Below are 17129 nucleotides of genomic sequence, written 5' to 3'. Positions count from 1 at the left end.
TTGCTTTTTTAATCATTGTTTACTAGTATTTGATGTATTTTGTAGTGTGTGTATTGTTTTTTTGGTATGGTTTGTATGAATCGACTTGGTTTGCCAATTGAAAATAAGGAAAGCTCATGCATGGCACGAGTACAGGCCGTATAGAATAAGTTGCGCTCTAAAGTATCCTGAAAGTTCTGATCAGAAGCATCGGCGATGATCACAGCATCAAATTCTATTCCTTTAGCAAGATAGGCAGGAATCACGACAATTCCTTTACCAAAAGTATGTGCTTCCTGTGTCATTAATTCTAGTTTCAGTCGGGATTGGAGTCGACGATAGATCGACCGGCATTCTTCCATTGTTTTTCCTATTAAAGCAATTGTTTCGTGTCCATTCTCTTGATATTGTTCTATTTGTTCTATAATTGTTCCGTCTGCCATTTCTTGCTGCTCCACTTCTAATAAGACAGGTAAGTTGCCTGCTCTTTCAAAAGGTTCTATTAAATCGCCATTAGTCATAAACGATTTCGTAAAATTTACAATTGGCTCTGTCGAACGATAGCTTCTGGTTAAGACAATTCTTTCATGTTTCTCTTGCCATTTCTCAGACAATAACGTTTCTTCCCGTAATGCATGGGCATAAATTGCCTGATTAATATCGCCCAATAGTGTCATTCTGCTTACCGGGAACATCTTCTTCATAAAGGCAAACTGAAATGGGGGGGTATAATCCTGTGCTTCATCGACAAAAAGATGCTGGATCGTTCTTTGGGCATCAAATCCTAAAATGTTTTTTTCATAATAAATATAGGCTGGAGCATCCTCCCATGTTAAATATTTGTTCTTTAAGTTTTCATCAGTAATCCGACAAATATCCTGCCATTGTGGTGGCAATTTATCCTCTTGATCATCGACCCATTCCATATCTGAAAATAATAAACGAAATGTTTTTAAAGGATCTACAAACGAAAGCTGTTGCACCTTTTTGCGGAGAGGACGCAGTTTCCATGCTACGATTCGCTTACGAAGCAACTCTTCCTCCCGATCATAGTCATCAAAGGTATCCTCCGAAAAACGATTCTCTTCCTGTAAGGTATCATGAACATCTACATAATCTGCTTTATCTAATAATTCACTTTCCTCTAAGACCCAGTCTTTTTCTCGTTCCATATGTTCTAATTTCTTAAATTGATATAGAATCCAGTTCGAAACCTTTTCTAAACGCTCAGGTATTGGTAAAGCCTGCTCTGTTTTATAAAAGTATTTTTCTAGTGTTTCTTTCGGAATGATTGTTTCTCCTCTAAATGTTATGTTCCGAAACACCAATCTATTATTAGCTAGCTTTGTTAAGAAATGATCGATTACTTCCTTATAAGCGAGACTAGCTTTATAGTGCATCGCTTCTACCCTTGCTTGATAGTTTTCATCTTTCTTTTGTAAAAAAAACTCCATTTGTTCAAATGGGGTTTCCAATCGAAAACTATCATCTAGCTGACGATGTAAATATTGATAAAATGTCATTTGTTGCATATTATCTTCACCAAGTTCAGGTAAAACGGTCGCCACATAGCTATTAAATAACGGATTAGGTGAAAAAAGTACAATCTGCTCTGACGTTAACGTTTCACGGTAACGGTACAATAAATAGGCGACACGCTGCAATGCTGCTGATGTCTTACCACTCCCAGCAACGCCTTGAACAATTAATACGTTTGACTTCTCATTACGAATAATTTGATTTTGCTCTCTCTGTATGGTCGAAACGATACTTTTCATTTTTGTATTTGCTTGATTACCTAATACGGATTGTAATAAATGATCTCCTATTGTTAAGCCTGTATCAAACATTCCCTTTAATTCACCATTTTGGATCATATATTGACGTTTTAATGTTATTTCCCCCGGAAATATTCCCTTCAATTGTGTCATAATTTGCAGGACCGGGCGGAAAATCATAATACATGCTCGAAATTGGAGCGCGCCAGTCATACACAAGGAAATTGTCATCATTTTCATCCATTACTGAAGCTAATCCAATATAAATCGGTTCTGTTGTGTCTTCGTTGTTTTCTTTAAAATCGATTCTTCCGAAATACGGTTTCTCCCTTAATCGATTCAATATGTCCAAACGCTCACTTACTTGGCCATGACTTCGCTCACGTTCTGAGAGAAATTCTGCCTGCTGTTTGATGCTGGCTTCCGTTTCTAATTTATCATCCATTTCTTCTATGTTAACTGTGACATCTTCCCAAAAATCACGTCTAATATCAATGACATCATCTTTTAAATGCTTCACTCGGGACTTTAAGCTTGATATTTTGTTCGTTATTTCTTTTACTACACGAAAGACACGCTGTTTCTCTTGTGGCCAATCTTTTTCTTTTTTTCCCTCTGTCACTAATTCCACCTCCATGCCGTATATCTGATTCTGTATGATAGTATATTCAAAACGTATAAAAACTATATGATCGATCACTTATTCCCTGCTTGTGTTGCCACAAGATTAGCATAAAAACCTTTTTCTTTCATCAATGACGAGTGATTACCTTTTTCAATTATTTTTCCTTCATCTAGAACAAGTATGATATCAGCCTTCTTTATCGTATTCAAGCGATGTGCAATCACAAAACTTGTCTTCCCCCCCTTCATAAGCGTTTCTAGTGCTTCGGTAATTTTAATTTCCGTTATGGTATCAATACTGCTGGTTGCTTCATCTAATATCAATATGGCTGGATTAGTAAGCATGGCTCTTGCTATTGCAATTAATTGGCGTTGTCCTTGACTAATGCTTGGCCATTCCCTTTTATCAATGTATCATATTGTTCAGGTAAATCTTCAATAAAAGAATGAGCATTCGCAAGTTTTGCGATTTCTTCCACTTCCTGATCGGTAGCATCTAATTTACCATATCGAATATTTTCCCTAATCGTCGTTTCAAACAAATAAGAATCCTGCAAGACCATTCCTAAGTGACTGCGAATACTGCTGCTGGATAATAAGTTCATCGACTGGCCATCTAATAAAATATCACCATCATCTTCCTTGAAAAAACGTGCAAGTAATGAAATAATGGTAGTCTTCCCTGCACCAGTTGGTCCAACGAGCGCAACAGATTGACCTGGTTTTACATGGAAAGATATATGATGTAAGACGTGCTCCTCTTCATTATATGAAAAAGAAACATTATTAAAAACAATATCTCCTTTCACTTGCTTGACGTTTCTTTTGCTTTTATCGACTTCCTCTTCTTCTTGATCCATAACTTCAAATGCCCGCTCTGCCCCAGCTACTGCTGACAGAATTGTATTAAATTGATTAGCCAAATCATTTAATGGTCTTGTGAATTGTCGTGAATAAGTAGTAAAAGCGACCAAAACACCTATAGTAATGGAAGTAGCATTCGTGGATAAGACGATCCATCCACCTACCCCCCCAACAATAATCGCAAAGCTAAAATTATTTAAACTGTTCATTAATTTAGGAATAAAACCCGAATAAACCTGAGCCCAATAGCCAACCTTCTTTAGTTGTTCATTATGTGTACGGTATTGTTCTATAACGCGGTGCTCCTGGTGAAAAAGCTTCACCATGGAATGGCTGATAGTGTTTCTTCCAGAATCCAGTCATTTTACCAAGCTCTCGCTGTTGCTCTTTAAAATAATGACCTGTTCTTTTGGTAATCCACTTCATACCAAAATACATTAAAGGTACGATCGTTACCGTCAGCAATGTCAGTACAGGACTTAACCAAATCATCACTACTACCGTTCCGATTAATGTTAATATACTTGTAGACAATTGAATGACAGCAGTATTAAGAGTACGACTAACATTTTCGATATCATTTGTGAGACGACTCATTAAATCCCCGCTTTGTGATTGTTGAAATCGAAGGACTGGCAGTTGTAAAACATGCTCAAATAAATCCTTTCTCATGGCATAAACCGTATGTTGCGAAACATTAATCATCCAATAATTTTGTAAGGCAAGCGTTATGGAGTGAAGAATAAATACCACACTTATCATAATTAAAATCGTCGTAAAAGAAAGGAAAAATTGTCTGCCTGTCATGACATCTACTGCTGCACCAATAAGATACGGTCCTAATAAAGATAACGCTGAACTAATGATCACCATTCCTAACACAATCCACAGCATTACCTTATCAGCCTGCAAATAACCCCATATTCGCAAAAGTGTTCCACGAAGATTTTTCACTTTTGGTTTTTTACCCACTGGTGAATGGTGTCTTGATGGTGGCTGAGGCACTTTTACTTCTGTTATGTTATCACGCATCAAGTATCACCTCTTCCTTTTGCTGCGATTGCCACATTTTTTGATAAAGTAGATTTGATCGCACCAATTGATCATGTTTGCCTATACCGACTATACGACCCTTTTCCAATACAATGATCTGATCCGCATCCAATACGGTACTTATTTTTTGGGACACAATAAAGGTGGTGCATTCCCTCCTGTTAATTGCTTCTAGCACACGCATTTCTGTTGTGGCATCAAGTGCACTGGTACTATCATCTAATAATAGGATTTTCGGATCATCCGCTAACGCTCTTGCAATCGATAATCGCTGTTTTTGTCCACCGGATAAATTGACTCCTCTTTGGCCAATTATGGTTTGATATTTATTCGGTAATGTCATAATAAATTCATGCAGTTGGGCCTCTTTCGCCACTTGCTCCGCTTGTTCGATTGATAGATGTTCATTCCCCCCCCATGTGATATTATCTTTGATCGTGCCAGAAAACAGGAATCCCTCTTGAGGAACCAGTGTTACATCACGTCGAATTTTATTACCTACTTCCTCTATTTTAGAGCCATCTATATAGATATTCCCTGCACTAGGATGATATAAATAGGGTATGAGATGTAACAGTGTCGTCTTTCCAGATCCTGTTTCACCTAAAATACCTATCTTTTCACCTGATTTCACTTGAAAATTTATATTCTCTAATACTTTGTGTTTTGTCTGAGGATAATGGAAAGAGACTTGTTTAAATTGGACATCACCTTTTACCATTCCCCCCCTATCTTGCTGGATGTCCACCTCGTCATCTACAGACTGTTCTAACACATCCTGAATTCGTTTCGCTGAAGCTCTGCCTCGCGAAAGACTCATTAATAAGAAGGAAAAAACGCCTAAAGAGGCTAACATTCTTGTCGCATAATTAATAATGGCAACAACTTCACCCGCTTGAGCGGTACCCGTTTCTAATTCAATAAAACCAAACCATAGTAACCCAATCAATGCTATATTCATGATCAGCATAACAACCGGCATTACCAACTCCATCACCCATAAAGCCTGTTTATTTTTATCCTTAAGACTAGTGTTAACGCGGGAGAATCGTTTGTTTTCAAATCGGATACGGTCAAAGGCTTTTACAAGTTTAATAGCTAATAGGTTTTCTCTAATCACTTTGTTGATCCGATCAATTCGTTCCTGAACTTGTCGAAATAACTTCATGCCTCTTATTAATAGCCAAAACATCACCACCATCAACACAGGAATGGTAGCTAACAGAATCATAGCTAACGAAACGTTTAAAGTAAACGACATAATAACGCCAAAGATAATAAATAGCGGAGCGCGCAACATAATCCGCATAAAGGCAAATAACAGATTTTGAACCTGAGTAACATCATTTGTCATCCTGGTCAGCAATGTCGAGGTTGCAAATTGTTGAATCTTCATTGCCGAAAACATTTGAATATTACGAAACATATCCTGACGCAAATCATGTCCAACTCCCTGGCTTACTTCTGCTGCAAAGAACGAGCTTACAATACCCGCCGCAAAGGCTAATATAGTAATACCTAAGAGAATCGCACCATACAAATAAATGATCGACATATCTTCTGCAATAATGCCGTCATCTATTAATTTAGCCATGATAACAGGCTGAATTATCTCCACTATTAGTTCCACGATCATTAACAATAAAGCAATCATCACTGATTTTCGATAGGTATCTGCATAGTTAATAATAATTCGCATTGTTTGCCTCCATCTTATCTTCATAGTTTCTATTATATCTAACTAAAAACGGTTACTCCATTTATCCGTATTAAGCTTATGTAAATTTTGTAAATGTAGTTATAAAATTGTATTATCTTGGTAAATTGTATGGATTTTTCTATCTATTCGATATATATTGACGTTGCAAGAGACAATCTATAGAACGATGAAAAGAGCCTGTTAGTATTGTTATCATTCTCATAGATTTTATTAATTGTTCGATAGATAATGAACTTGTATCACACAAAAATTTCCAAGGGGGAAAGATCGATGAAAAAACTAGTACTTTTAATGGTAACACTATTAAGCATGTTTGTTATTGCAGCTTGTGGTTCAAGCGAAGATACAAACGGAAGCGGCGAGGATACTGAAACAGATACAACAGAGAATACAAACGAGGAAGCAGAAAATACGAATGATGCAGAGGCGAATGAAGCAACTGACATGCCTGAGGAAATCATCATGGGGTTCGTTCCTTCCCAGGATTCTGACAAGATTGCAGATACAGTGAAACCTTTAGCTGATAAATTGTCAGAAGAATTAGGTGTTCCTGTCGAAGGTAAAGTAATGACAAACTATACTGCTTTAGTAGAAGCAATGGGAACAAATGAAGTACAAATTGGTTTTATTCCTGCCTTTGCATATGTATTGGCAAATGATAAGCATAATGTAGAAGTTCTTTTGAAATCTGAGCGCTTTGGAAGTGGTACATATGTAGCGCAATATATTGTTAGTGCCGATTCTGACTATCAGGAATTAGCAGATCTTGAAGGTGCTGTATGGGCATATGGTGATCCAACCTCAACAAGTGGTTATTTATTCCCTGCTGCACAAATCATGGATGAATTTGACGTAGAAAATCCAGAAACGGAATTCTTCTCAGAAGCATATCAAACTGGTGGTCACGATAACTCAGCGATTGAAGTATACGAAGGCAATGCAGATGTGGCAACAACCTTTGATGATGTACGTACTAGCTTAGAAGAAGATTATCCAGACATTATGGAGAAAACAAGAATCCTTGGCCACACCGAAGAAATTCCTAACGATACCATTTCTGTCACAGAAGAGTTAAGTGATGAACTTGTCCAAAGCATTAAGGACGCCTTCTTAAGCTTTAACGATGATGACGGAATGATCAAAATTATGAATGAGGTTTACAACTGGGATGCGATCATCGAAGCAGAAGATAGTGAATACGAAATTGTAAGAGAAACTTACAATAAATTTGGTGACAGCATCAGTCTAGACTAATTATTAAATAATGGTTAAACAGGAGAGAGCATGCTCTCTCCTATTTCCATATGACAGAAAGGGGGGGCCAGGAGTATTGATAGAATTTAGAGAGCTCTCACTTATATACCCAAACGGAACAGAAGGACTTAGAAATATAAATATAAAAATAAATGAAGGGGGGGAATTTGTTGTCATTGTCGGCTTATCCGGCGCTGGTAAATCCACCTTTATTCGAAGTATAAATCGTTTGGTTACACCTACCAATGGAGCATTATTAGTGGAAAATGAAGATATTCTTAAGTTAAAAGGAAAAGATTTAAGAAGACTACGAACTAAAATAGGAATGATCTTTCAAAGCTATAACTTAGTAAAACGTTCTACTGTTATAAAAAATGTCATCTCTGGAAGATTAGGTTACACGGGTACCTTTAAAAGCATTTTAAACATTTTTTCTAAAGAGGACAAACTGTTAGCATATGAGAATTTAAAACGTGTCAATATTGAAGAAAAGCTTTATAATCGTGCAGACGAATTAAGTGGTGGTCAACAGCAACGAGTCAGTATCGCACGTGTCTTGACCCAAAAACCAAAGTTAATATTAGCCGATGAACCTGTAGCAAGTTTAGATCCTCCAACCTCACATCAAGTCATGAAGTATTTAAAACAAATCAATCAGGAAGATAACATTACAACGATTGTTAACTTACACTTTATTGATATGGCGATGGAGTAGCGGACCGGATTATCGGTATGCGTGATGGAGAAGTTGTCTTTGATGGACCGGCAAGTGAAGTAACGGAGCAAACATTTGAAGAAATTTATGGCCGTTCTATCCGAGATGAGGATCGTCGAGGAGGCGAAGAAGTTGAATAAATCGTCTTCCTATGTACCAAAAGGCCTCTATCCTTTTAAAACGAAGCTGATCATCAGCCTGGCTCTCATTGTAGTTATTAGTTTTTATTTACTAAGTTCGATCAAAACCGAATCATTTATCATTGATTTTTTCATGAAGGTTCCTAATGTATTTGGGCTTGTTGGTGACTTCTTTCCACCTGATTGGAGCTATGTGAATCAAGTCTGGCCAAAGCTTTTCGAAACCATACATATGGCGATTATCGCCACTACTATTGCTGTTATTATTAGTATTCCTTTCTCATTACTGACAGCTAATAATGTAACAACCAATACATGGATTTATCAATTGATGCGTTTCCTGTTAAATATTGTGAGAACCGTTCCCGATATTATCTTAGCGGTTGTTTTTGTTGGACTATTTGGTATTGGTGCTTTTTCAGGGATTATGGCGCTTATTATATTTGCAGTAGGCATTCTAGTGAAATTAATGAGTGAAGTAATTGAGACAATTGATATGAATCCTACCGAGGCGATTCGGGCCTCAGGAGGGAATGGTCTGCAAACGATTAGTTTTGCAATTATCCCGCAAGTTCTGCCACAGTTTATTTCATTTAGTTTATATGTTTTTGAAATCAATATCCGTGCATCTTTGGTTCTTGGACTTGTTGGCGCAGGTGGTATTGGACAATTGTTAAATAAGGAAATTAATTTCATGAATTATCCCGCTGTCAGTACCATCATCATTATTGTTTTCATTGTTGTTGTCATTATTGATTATATAAGCGGAAAGTTAAGGGGGGGACTTATATAATGAGGAATCAACCTTTAACCCTTCCAGAGAAACCAAAAAGTAAAATGAAGTTAACAAAACGAATGATTGCCTTAGTCGCTATTTTACTCATCTATATTTGGACTTTTTCTAGCATCAGTATCAGATGGGAATCTGTTTTTAGTGTTCGTACTTTAGAAAATATCGACCGCATCATTCCTAAGTTCTTCCAACCTGCATTTGAAGAAACTGATACCATAGTCGAAATGATGATAGAAACTATCTTCATTGCTTACACTGGTTCTCTTGCAGCAGCGATTATTGCAGTGCCATTAGCATTCTTATGCGCCTCCAATATGGTGAAAAATAAATGGTTAAACAACGCGGGAATGTGGATTTTAGGTGCTGTACGTGCTTTTCCAGAGATTGTGCTGGCGATTATATTCGTGGCAGCTGTGGGGCCGAATCCTTTTGCTGGTGTATTGGCAATTGCTATTGGTTCGACTGGAATGCTTGGTAAGCTTTTTTCGGAAGTACTTGAATCGATCGATATGAATGTAGTGGAAGCCCTGGAATCCAGTGGTGCAAATAAATTGCAAATACTTTTTTTGGCATTATGCCACAGGTCTTGCCTGAATTTTTATCCTATGCGATCTATCGATTTGAAATTGATGTCCGTGCTTCTTCTGTACTCGGAATTGTAGGTGCAGGCGGGATTGGTACACTGATTACCTTTGCCTATATGAATCGAAATTGGGAAGAGGTTGGCATGATCTTACTTGTCATAATCATTGCCGTAACAATTATTGATCAAATTTCTGGATTTATCAGAAAACGTTTAGTATAACAAAAACCGTCGTCGTATTTACACGATGACGGTTTTTTGTGACATAAAATCTTTGCGGTTCTCAAAAAAACTAAACAGAGTAGACCCAAACTGCGAATTAGTGACAATTTTGAAAGTATGATGAATGTAAGCAAAAGCTCCGTCCATTTACTTCGCTTTAATAGGGTTCTACAACGTTAGTGACAGCTAGCACATGGATATCATTGCTTATTTCATCTTATTTGAACAGAGATCTATCCAAAGCGGAGGAAAAATGCGAGACTCCTGAGGGATCAGTGCGAGCTGAAGATCCACTTTGGAAAGTGACCTTCTTTCCGAAGTTAGCTGAAGCCGCACCCCTAGGAAAGGGAGTGTTTTTCCGCAGCGTTGGATTTACAGTTATCTAAATACTGTTGTCAAAGAAGTGCTTCGCAGTTTAGTTATATAGTGAATTGCTTTCTTGTATTTTTTAATTGAACAGCCCTTTTAGACTATTTGCGAGGTTTTGGAAGAAGTCTTTTACTCCTTGCCAGAAGCCTTCTGCATCTCCACCAGTTACTTCATCTATTTTTCCTTGAATATCCGATACAATAGTTTCTAATTGATCTGTTACCTGACCGAAGTCAATATTTAGATCCCGCATTCTTTCAAACAGATTAGTAAGCATTTCTCGATCCTCTGGGCTCAACTCAATGTTCAATTTTTCAAGTTGTTCACTTACGATACGTTCGACATCTTCTTTTGTTGCAGGATTTTGTTCAGCTATTTCTCGTTTAATCTCACTTAATAATTCACTTACTTTTTCTTGATCAATCCCGGCATCTTCTGCTAAATCTGTCGCAACATCTAATTCTTCATTAGCCACTTCCATGCGATCCTGGTCCAGTGATTCTCCATCGACATTAAAAGCTTTGTAAATACCTGTTAATGCTGAATGTCCCGTAACCTTTACAGGTGATGCTACTTCGATCAATGCGTTTTCCACACCTGCTGTTAATAAAGCATTTGCATACATTTCATTCGTTACTTGAGTAATATTCTCTGGATTAACAACTTGAACAACTACTCCATGTCCTTCATCTTTACGAGTAATCTTTGCAGAAGAATACATGCTAGAACTTGGATCTCCTCCAATATAATTAACCAGATCCTCTGCAGTTACAGTATATTCATCCACTTGTTCAGGATTTGTTGCGCTTAATAAGTCTCTTACTTTATCTTTATCAGAATCAGATAATGCTTCTCCGAGTACCAATTTCGGTTTGCCATTTTTTTCGTCAATTACATCTTCCTCACCATTACTTGCTAGAGCAACGGGAGTAATAGCTAGTCCAAGTAGTAAAACTGCGACAAGCATCCATGCTATTTTTTTCATAGGTTAACTCCTTTTTAAGATTATTCTTACTCTTATAGTATGATTGATTTTTTAAATTATGGGAAGAAATTTCTACACTTTTCTATACTTTTTCCTAATTTAATAATCAGTAAACCCTCCATAGACAACAAAAAACTCCCAGCCTCTCACAAGACTAGAAGTTTACTTACTTTATTTTTTTGCGATAACATCCATTTCTACCTTAACACCTTTAGGCAATTTACTAACTTCTACTGTTGCTCTTGCAGGATATGGTTCTTGCAAGAATGTTGCATAGACTTCATTGATGATGGAAAAATCATCCATATTAGTAATGTAAATCGTGAATTTTGCTACATTTGCAAACGTTAATCCTGCTTCACTAAGAATTGCTTCAAGATTTTTCATTACTTGCTTTGTTTGAGCCGCAATATCTCCTTCTACTACTTCCATTGTTTCAGGATTCAATGGGATTTGTCCTGAAACAAATATTAAATCTCCAACATCAATTGCTTGGGAATACGGGCCAATTGCTTGTGGTGCTTTATCTGTATGTATTACTTTTACCATTTTATCGCTCCCTTTCATTCATTATATCTACAGAAGATTTTAACATAGAAACGTTTTTTAGTAGAATATTTATAACAAATCTTTTTAAAAAGGATGATAAAAATGGAAAAGACATTTAACTTAAAAACCACACACCATGACCAGATGATTGATATTACTGCAGAGGTGACCAACTATTTACGTGAGGAAAATGTCAAAGATGGAATAGTAATTGTATCCTCCCTTCACACCACTGCAGGGATTACAGTGAATGAAAATGCCGATCTTGATGTAAAAACAGACTTCCTTCGCCGTCTGCAGGAAGTTTATCCGTGGGATCACTCCAAAGATTTACACATGGAAGGTAATACTGCCGCACACCTCAAAGTCAGCACGGTTGGTCATAACCAAACATTAGTAGTCTCAAATGGAAGTTTGGTGCTTGGAACATGGCAAGGTATCTATTTCTGTGAATTTGATGGGCCACGGCAGCGGAAATTCCATATCAAAGTAATTGGATGAAGAACAAAAAGAAGGTTGCTGGTATGAATAAGCAACCTTCTTTTTCTATATCCTTCTCCACTTAAAAATGCAGTTACTAAAAATCAAAATATTCTTTTGCATTATAATAAGAAATATCTTTCACAATCTTACCAAGTGTTTCTTCATCGTTAGGATATTCGCCATTTTCCACCCATTCACCAATTAAATTACACATGATACGGCGGAAATACTCGTGACGGGTGTAGGATAAGAAGCTTCGTGAATCAGTAAGCATTCCAATAAAACGACTAAATACACCGATATCTGCTAACGTCTCCATTTGATTGATCATACCCAGTTTTGTATCATTATACCACCATGCGGTACCTAATTGCATTTTACCTGGTACACCACCGCCTTGAAAACTTCCGATAATGGTTGCAATAGTGACATTATCTCGTGGATTTAAGGAATAAAGAATCGTTTTTGGTAATGCATCTGCTTTATCCAGAGAATCTAGTAATTTCACCAATGGTTGTGCTAACAAGGTATCATTCATCGAATCAAAGCCAGTGTCTGGCCCTAACTGATTAAACATTCGTGTATTATTATTTCGGTGGGCATTAATATGATATTGCATGGCCCATCCTTTTTCATGATATTTTTCCCCCCTAAAAAGGTAAGAGTAAATGACTTATATTTCTTTTCTTCTTCTAAAGAAACTTTTTCCCCATTCAATGCCTTGATGAAAATTTCCGCTACTTCTGCTTCAGTTGCTTCTTCATACATCATGTTGTCGAGTGCATGGTCTGAAACACGCCCGCCAATCTCATGGAAGAAATCAATACGATTAGCTAATGCTTCCAGAAGTGCATGATAAGAATCGATTTTTATACCAGAAGCTTCTGCTAGCTTAGTCACCCAATCCATGAATCCTTCACGATTGATTTCAAGCCCTTTATCAGGTCGGTAGCTTGGTAGAACTTTCACATTAAAATCAGTATCTGCTTTTATTTTTCCATGATATTCCAGTGAATCAACCGGATCATCTGTCGTACAGATTACTTCTACACCTGATTTGACAATGAAGTCACGAACATTCCATTCTCCACTGTTTAATCGTTTATTAACCTTTTCCCAAATAGCTGGTGCTGTATTCTCATTAAGGGGTTCTTCCACCCCCCCAAAATAACGTTTTAATTCCAAATGGGTCCAGTGGTAAAGCGGATTTCCAATTAATTGCGGTACTGTTTTTGCCCATGCGAAGAATTTATCATAATCACTGGCGTCACCGGTAACATATTTTTCTTCTACCCCCCATTTGCTCTCATTGCTCTCCACTTGTAATGATCACCATATAGCCATACTTTTGTAATATTCTCAAATTGTGTATTTTCATAAATTTCTTGCGGGCTTAAGTGACAATGGTAATCGATAATCGGTAAGTCTTTTGCATACTCGTGATACAGCTTTTCTGCCGTTTTATTATTCAGTACAAAGTTATCATCCATAAATGCCTTCATCTTATCCCCACTTTCTTGATATTTAAATAGTTTCACTGGAATTCCAGTGAAGCCAATCATATTTGCTTATACCTTTCATATCTGCCTCATGCTTTCAAGCAATTTAGGTACTCTATACTTATAATCCTAATAAATCCAGATGGCGACCGATGTGTTTAACCAGGGCGGATCTGTAGGCATTTTCGTTATTCATCAATGTCGTGAAGAATTCGGTACGGAATAAATCTGCACCTGATTCACTGCTTTTCGCCGTTAGTAAAATACCATAGGTAACATGGAACAGTTGACGAGATGCATCATGATCCATATATGTTGGCAAATCTGCATCAGATGTTTCATCAAGTGGTACCACACTATCCAAGTCAGGTGTCACATGGTAATATTTCAACGTTTCCTCAAAATGTTCTTGCGCGTATACATGCATGCGGCGATAAAGGTCTGGGTTTACTTGGGCAATTACCCGAATAGCTTCTAACCAGTTGGTACCAGCTGTTTTAATGTGGAGCAGACCTTCGGTGTATTTTCCGATAATAGGAAAAACACTGAATTTATCACTTCCAGAGTGAATACTTAGTTTATAACCAAAGTACTTAGCTATTTCTGCATGCTCATGCAATTCTTTTTCAAATTGGATGATATCGCCAATATAGTCAATCCCTTTTTGGAATTCACCACAGAATCTTGGTGCCAAGCTTTGCACTGTAACTCCTCTGCGTCGTAACTCTTCTGCAACAAAAAAGTGTGCTTCAGGAGCCGTAACCGTTTCTGTTTCATCAATTGAAATCTCAAAGTCAATTGCTTTATCTGCTTTCGCCAGATATTCGTTATATACATGCTCCATAAAATCAATTGCTTCCCCCATATACTAAAACATTTTTATGGAGACTTGCTTCATCGAATTTTACTGTTAACCCTTCAATTTCAAATGGTTTATTTAAGTAATGGTTTTCAAAATATTCTTTTCTATCTACTGGTAAATCTGCAAATTCCTTATGAATTTCATCCGTGGTTGCACCTTCGATATCATTACGAATTTGCTCTGAACAGTCTAATGTAAGAAAAGAAAAACCAAGATCTAATGCATACTCGATATCTTTTTCCAGCTTAATATGATCGGCATCTGCACCATATCCGTCTTTATAGCCTTCCTGAAAAACTGCGAAAGTTGCAGCATCCAAAACATCCGTCATTGTTCTATTCAATAATGTCAATTCACGAATACTTTGTTGTGCTAAAATCGGCTTAACCTTTCTGTTCTTTACCGTTTCAATGTGTCCTGGTGATGCTACCCCAAGACGATCCCCCCCAAGTCCCATCGTTGCTATTTCCGTACCAAATGCTTGTGGATTTGTGTAATCAAAGTATTTATTTAACACCTTACTGTTGTGATGGGTTAGCCCGCAAATTTTTCCTTGTCCAATGTTTTCTCCTTCTAACTCATTGAAAAGAGCACCTTCTCCTGCTGCGACAAGATACTTTTCAGTGCCTGATTTCACCATTACGATATGCGTACTGTCCACCTTCTCCAATGAACTCTCATAAACAGTGACACTGTCGGTTGTTTTAGGTATTTTTCCAGCTGCTAAATTGACTACTACTTCTTGAAACTGTTCCATTATTACTTCACTCCTTATTAAAATAGTTCGTTATTATTGTTAACGGTTACAGTCTTTACTCAAATTAATAACAACGTTGTTATTTTTATGATATACTATTTGAAAATAGAACACAACCATTATATAATTTTTTATGAAAGTATTAGGTGATGAATGATGAATGTAACGATTAAAGATATAGCAAAAGAAGCAAATGTTAGCTATTCCACTGTATCTAAGGCTTTAAATAATAGTCCTTTAGTAAAAGAAATAACAAAGCAAAAAATATTAAGAGTTGCGAAACAGATGGGCTATGAACCTAATTTGGCTGCAAAGCAATTAGTTCGCAAAAAAACAGAAGTAATTGGTTTACTTTGGCCGACGATTGAAAGACTTGTATTAGCAACTCTGGTGACCAATATTAGTAAGCTTTTGAAACCACGCCATATTCAATGATTCTGTCAGTAGATGAAGAAAATACTGCTATGGATACGTTTAAAAAATTTCAAGTAGATGGCATGATTGTTTTTGCTGAGTCCAGTCATACCATTTCCCAAGGTAACATTCCACTTGTCGCCTATGGTGTCTCGAGGAAAACGAATGTGAATTATCCAATTATTGATGCAAATCATGAGAAGTCGATGGAGATTGCTGTTACGCATCTCTATGATTTCGGACACCGGGATATTGCTTATGTGGGGTTATTAGACACTGAAGATGCCTTACAGATTGAAAAAGTAGAAGGTTACCAAAAAGCGATGAAGAAACTGAAGTTAAAGACAAGAACTTTTGATACGGGTGGGTTGAACTGGTTTGATGGTTATCGTGCAGTAGATAATTTGCTAAGTGATAATAAGCGGCCCACTGCGATTATTGGTGGAAGCTATGATATTAGTGGAGGGATCCTTCGTGCTTTGCAAGAGAAGAATATAGAGATTCCGAAAGATATTTCTTTAGTAAGTTATGATAATATCCCGCAAATGGAAACAATGGAAGTTCCGATGACTTGTATCGGAGTACCTGTCGACGAATTGGCGGAAGAGATTGTCGATGCTATTATTGAACGTATAGAAGTAGATGAAGAGATCGAATTAGTGAAAAAATTAACCCCATCTTTAACAGTGAGACAAAGTGCAGGGCCTTCGCCTAAGTAAAAAAATCGATATAGTTATTTAAAATAAAAACAAGGCAATAAAACATGCCTTGTTTTTATTTTAATATTCGCCAAACAGCTGCATAAACATCCTTCAAAGGAACCTGATGTGTTTCCGCTAATTGCTTACAATCTTCGTATTCCGGTGATGCTTTGATCACTATATCATTTTGCAAACCTTCTTTTACCGTAACATTACCGTACTCTGTCGTTACTACTCGTGTCCTTCTTTCCATTCGAAAAACAGTAATTGGATAATAACGAATGCCTAGTGTTGTCGTTTCGGTTAAAATAATGTGCTTTACATCCTCCAACCGCTGTTGACTGCATAATAATTGTAATTGTACCGCTGGTCTATTTTTTTTCATATAGATCGGCGTATAATAAACATCATTCGCCCCTGCTTCAAATAATTTTTCCATGACATAGCCTAGCCATTCACCAGGTGTATCATCTAAATTAACCTCTACTTTTAGCATGTTGTCATCGGTATGTTCCTGATCTGGTGGATGTGATCTCATAGCAATTACCTCTTTCTAGTCGTCGATTTCTTTTACTCTGCCTACTATACCATTTTCCAATTTCACTTTAATTCCATGTGGATGTGTGGCAGAATTTGTGAGTAATCGTGCAACAATGCCTTCTGTTAATTTTCCAGTGCGTTGATCCTGTTTTTGAACCACTCGCACTTTTGCACCTATTTTAATATTCTTTCTTTCTGTTCCTGTCATGATGGGACTCCTTCGCGTTTTTTACCATTATAACAGA

At 37.1% G+C, this 17129-nt stretch carries 14 protein-coding genes and 4 pseudogenes; 7 read left to right on the top strand and 11 right to left on the bottom strand.

Annotated elements, in window-relative coordinates; all coding sequences use genetic code 11:
- Positions 1-8: 8 nt before the first annotated feature.
- The 4 genes and pseudogenes from helD to JCM21714_RS04390 form a co-directional block, all read right to left on the bottom strand.
- Positions 9-1910 carry an RNA polymerase recycling motor HelD gene (gene helD / locus JCM21714_RS04400; RefSeq protein WP_369403461.1) on the bottom strand — a complete coding sequence of 634 codons (1902 nt, stop codon included), beginning with the start codon at positions 1908-1910 and terminating at the stop codon, positions 9-11.
- A complete protein-coding gene (locus JCM21714_RS23730; RefSeq protein WP_369403460.1) occupies positions 1840-2379 on the bottom strand; it encodes a helicase domain-containing protein in 540 nt (179 codons plus the stop codon). The genes helD and JCM21714_RS23730 overlap by 71 nt, the downstream gene beginning before the upstream one ends.
- A gap of 74 nt (positions 2380-2453) precedes the next feature.
- A pseudogene (locus JCM21714_RS04395) lies at positions 2454-4280 on the bottom strand (ABC transporter ATP-binding protein).
- The gene (locus tag JCM21714_RS04390; protein WP_035722136.1) at positions 4270-5997 is read right to left on the bottom strand and encodes an ABC transporter ATP-binding protein; all 1728 of its coding nucleotides are present in this window, start codon (positions 5995-5997) and stop codon (positions 4270-4272) included. The pseudogene JCM21714_RS04395 and the gene JCM21714_RS04390 overlap by 11 nt, the downstream one beginning before the upstream one ends.
- Before the next feature lie 291 nt (positions 5998-6288).
- Between JCM21714_RS04390 and JCM21714_RS04385 the strand changes: the two genes are divergently transcribed.
- The 4 genes and pseudogenes from JCM21714_RS04385 to phnE (JCM21714_RS04370) all read left to right on the top strand — a co-directional run bounded on the left by JCM21714_RS04385 (position 6289) and on the right by phnE (JCM21714_RS04370) (position 9725).
- On the top strand, positions 6289-7272 hold the full coding sequence (locus JCM21714_RS04385) for a phosphate/phosphite/phosphonate ABC transporter substrate-binding protein (RefSeq protein WP_035722133.1): 984 nt from the start codon (positions 6289-6291) through the stop codon (positions 7270-7272).
- A gap of 76 nt (positions 7273-7348) precedes the next feature.
- A pseudogene (phnC, locus tag JCM21714_RS04380) lies at positions 7349-8127 on the top strand (phosphonate ABC transporter ATP-binding protein).
- Positions 8120-8920, top strand: a complete 801-nt coding sequence (gene phnE / locus JCM21714_RS04375) for a phosphonate ABC transporter, permease protein PhnE (RefSeq protein WP_035722130.1) — start codon at positions 8120-8122, stop codon at positions 8918-8920. The pseudogene phnC and the gene phnE (JCM21714_RS04375) overlap by 8 nt, the downstream one beginning before the upstream one ends.
- A pseudogene (phnE, locus tag JCM21714_RS04370) lies at positions 8920-9725 on the top strand (phosphonate ABC transporter, permease protein PhnE). Before phnE (JCM21714_RS04375) ends, phnE (JCM21714_RS04370) begins: the two are co-directional and overlap by 1 nt.
- Positions 9726-10173: 448 nt before the next feature.
- On the opposite strand, the gene JCM21714_RS04360 reads toward phnE (JCM21714_RS04370), so the two are convergent.
- Together JCM21714_RS04360 and JCM21714_RS04355 are read right to left on the bottom strand one after the other, a co-directional pair.
- Positions 10174-11079, bottom strand: a complete 906-nt coding sequence (locus JCM21714_RS04360) for a DUF1002 domain-containing protein (RefSeq protein ID WP_035722125.1) — start codon at positions 11077-11079, stop codon at positions 10174-10176.
- Positions 11080-11250: 171 nt separating this feature from the next.
- Entirely contained in the window at positions 11251-11628 is a 378-nt protein-coding gene (locus JCM21714_RS04355) for a RidA family protein (protein ID WP_035722121.1), read from the bottom strand.
- Between the two features lie 102 nt (positions 11629-11730).
- Here JCM21714_RS04355 and JCM21714_RS04350 point away from each other — a divergent pair, with 102 nt between their 5' ends.
- Positions 11731-12129: a secondary thiamine-phosphate synthase enzyme YjbQ gene (locus JCM21714_RS04350; protein ID WP_035722119.1), complete on the top strand. Its 399-nt coding sequence runs from the start codon at positions 11731-11733 to the stop codon at positions 12127-12129.
- Positions 12130-12205: 76 nt separating this feature from the next.
- Here the strand turns inward: JCM21714_RS04350 and uxaC are convergent.
- From uxaC to JCM21714_RS23720, 3 genes and pseudogenes are all read right to left on the bottom strand, one after another.
- Positions 12206-13613 (bottom strand): annotated as a pseudogene (uxaC, locus tag JCM21714_RS04345) (glucuronate isomerase).
- 118 nt (positions 13614-13731) lie between these two features.
- The gene (locus JCM21714_RS23725) at positions 13732-14475 is read right to left on the bottom strand and encodes a tagaturonate epimerase family protein (protein ID WP_369403459.1); all 744 of its coding nucleotides are present in this window, start codon (positions 14473-14475) and stop codon (positions 13732-13734) included.
- Entirely contained in the window at positions 14459-15229 is a 771-nt protein-coding gene (locus JCM21714_RS23720; protein WP_369403458.1) for a tagaturonate epimerase family protein, read from the bottom strand. Before JCM21714_RS23720 ends, JCM21714_RS23725 begins: the two co-directional genes overlap by 17 nt.
- A 156-nt stretch (positions 15230-15385) precedes the next feature.
- On the opposite strand from JCM21714_RS23720, the gene JCM21714_RS20900 reads away from it, so the two are divergent.
- Together JCM21714_RS20900 and JCM21714_RS04335 are read left to right on the top strand one after the other, a co-directional pair.
- Positions 15386-15664: a LacI family DNA-binding transcriptional regulator gene (locus tag JCM21714_RS20900; RefSeq protein WP_235182604.1), complete on the top strand. Its 279-nt coding sequence runs from the start codon at positions 15386-15388 to the stop codon at positions 15662-15664.
- The gene (locus JCM21714_RS04335; RefSeq protein WP_235182603.1) at positions 15661-16362 is read left to right on the top strand and encodes a substrate-binding domain-containing protein; all 702 of its coding nucleotides are present in this window, start codon (positions 15661-15663) and stop codon (positions 16360-16362) included. The genes JCM21714_RS20900 and JCM21714_RS04335 overlap by 4 nt, the downstream gene beginning before the upstream one ends.
- Positions 16363-16417: 55 nt before the next feature.
- Here the strand turns inward: JCM21714_RS04335 and larC2 are convergent, their stop codons facing one another.
- Positions 16418-16882 carry a nickel pincer cofactor biosynthesis protein LarC2 gene (gene larC2 / locus JCM21714_RS04330; protein ID WP_035722117.1) on the bottom strand — a complete coding sequence of 155 codons (465 nt, stop codon included), beginning with the start codon at positions 16880-16882 and terminating at the stop codon, positions 16418-16420.
- 15 nt (positions 16883-16897) lie between these two features.
- Positions 16898-17092 (bottom strand): YwbE family protein, encoded by a 195-nt coding sequence (locus JCM21714_RS04325; RefSeq protein ID WP_035722114.1) that lies wholly within the window; start codon positions 17090-17092, stop codon positions 16898-16900.
- Positions 17093-17129: the final 37 nt, after the last annotated feature.

It is taken from the genome of Gracilibacillus boraciitolerans JCM 21714, assembly GCF_000521485.1.
Lineage (GTDB): Bacteria > Bacillota > Bacilli > Bacillales > Amphibacillaceae > Gracilibacillus > Gracilibacillus boraciitolerans.
This window is presented reverse-complemented; position numbering and strand designations above follow the sequence as displayed.

Coding starts and splice junctions, on each gene's coding strand:
- JCM21714_RS20900 (WP_235182604.1), top strand. CDS start 15,386: ATGAATGTAACGATTAAAGATATAGCAAAAGAAGCAAATGTTAGCTAT.
- JCM21714_RS23725 (WP_369403459.1), bottom strand. CDS start 14,475: ATGGGGGAAGCAATTGATTTTATGGAGCATGTATATAACGAATATCTG.
- JCM21714_RS04360 (WP_035722125.1), bottom strand. CDS start 11,079: ATGAAAAAAATAGCATGGATGCTTGTCGCAGTTTTACTACTTGGACTA.
- JCM21714_RS23720 (WP_369403458.1), bottom strand. CDS start 15,229: ATGGAACAGTTTCAAGAAGTAGTAGTCAATTTAGCAGCTGGAAAAATA.
- helD (WP_369403461.1), bottom strand. CDS start 1,910: ATGACACAATTGAAGGGAATATTTCCGGGGGAAATAACATTAAAACGT.
- JCM21714_RS04385 (WP_035722133.1), top strand. CDS start 6,289: ATGAAAAAACTAGTACTTTTAATGGTAACACTATTAAGCATGTTTGTT.
- JCM21714_RS04325 (WP_035722114.1), bottom strand. CDS start 17,092: ATGACAGGAACAGAAAGAAAGAATATTAAAATAGGTGCAAAAGTGCGA.
- larC2 (WP_035722117.1), bottom strand. CDS start 16,882: ATGAGATCACATCCACCAGATCAGGAACATACCGATGACAACATGCTA.
- JCM21714_RS04350 (WP_035722119.1), top strand. CDS start 11,731: ATGGAAAAGACATTTAACTTAAAAACCACACACCATGACCAGATGATT.
- JCM21714_RS04355 (WP_035722121.1), bottom strand. CDS start 11,628: ATGGTAAAAGTAATACATACAGATAAAGCACCACAAGCAATTGGCCCG.
- JCM21714_RS04335 (WP_235182603.1), top strand. CDS start 15,661: ATGATTCTGTCAGTAGATGAAGAAAATACTGCTATGGATACGTTTAAA.
- JCM21714_RS04390 (WP_035722136.1), bottom strand. CDS start 5,997: ATGCGAATTATTATTAACTATGCAGATACCTATCGAAAATCAGTGATG.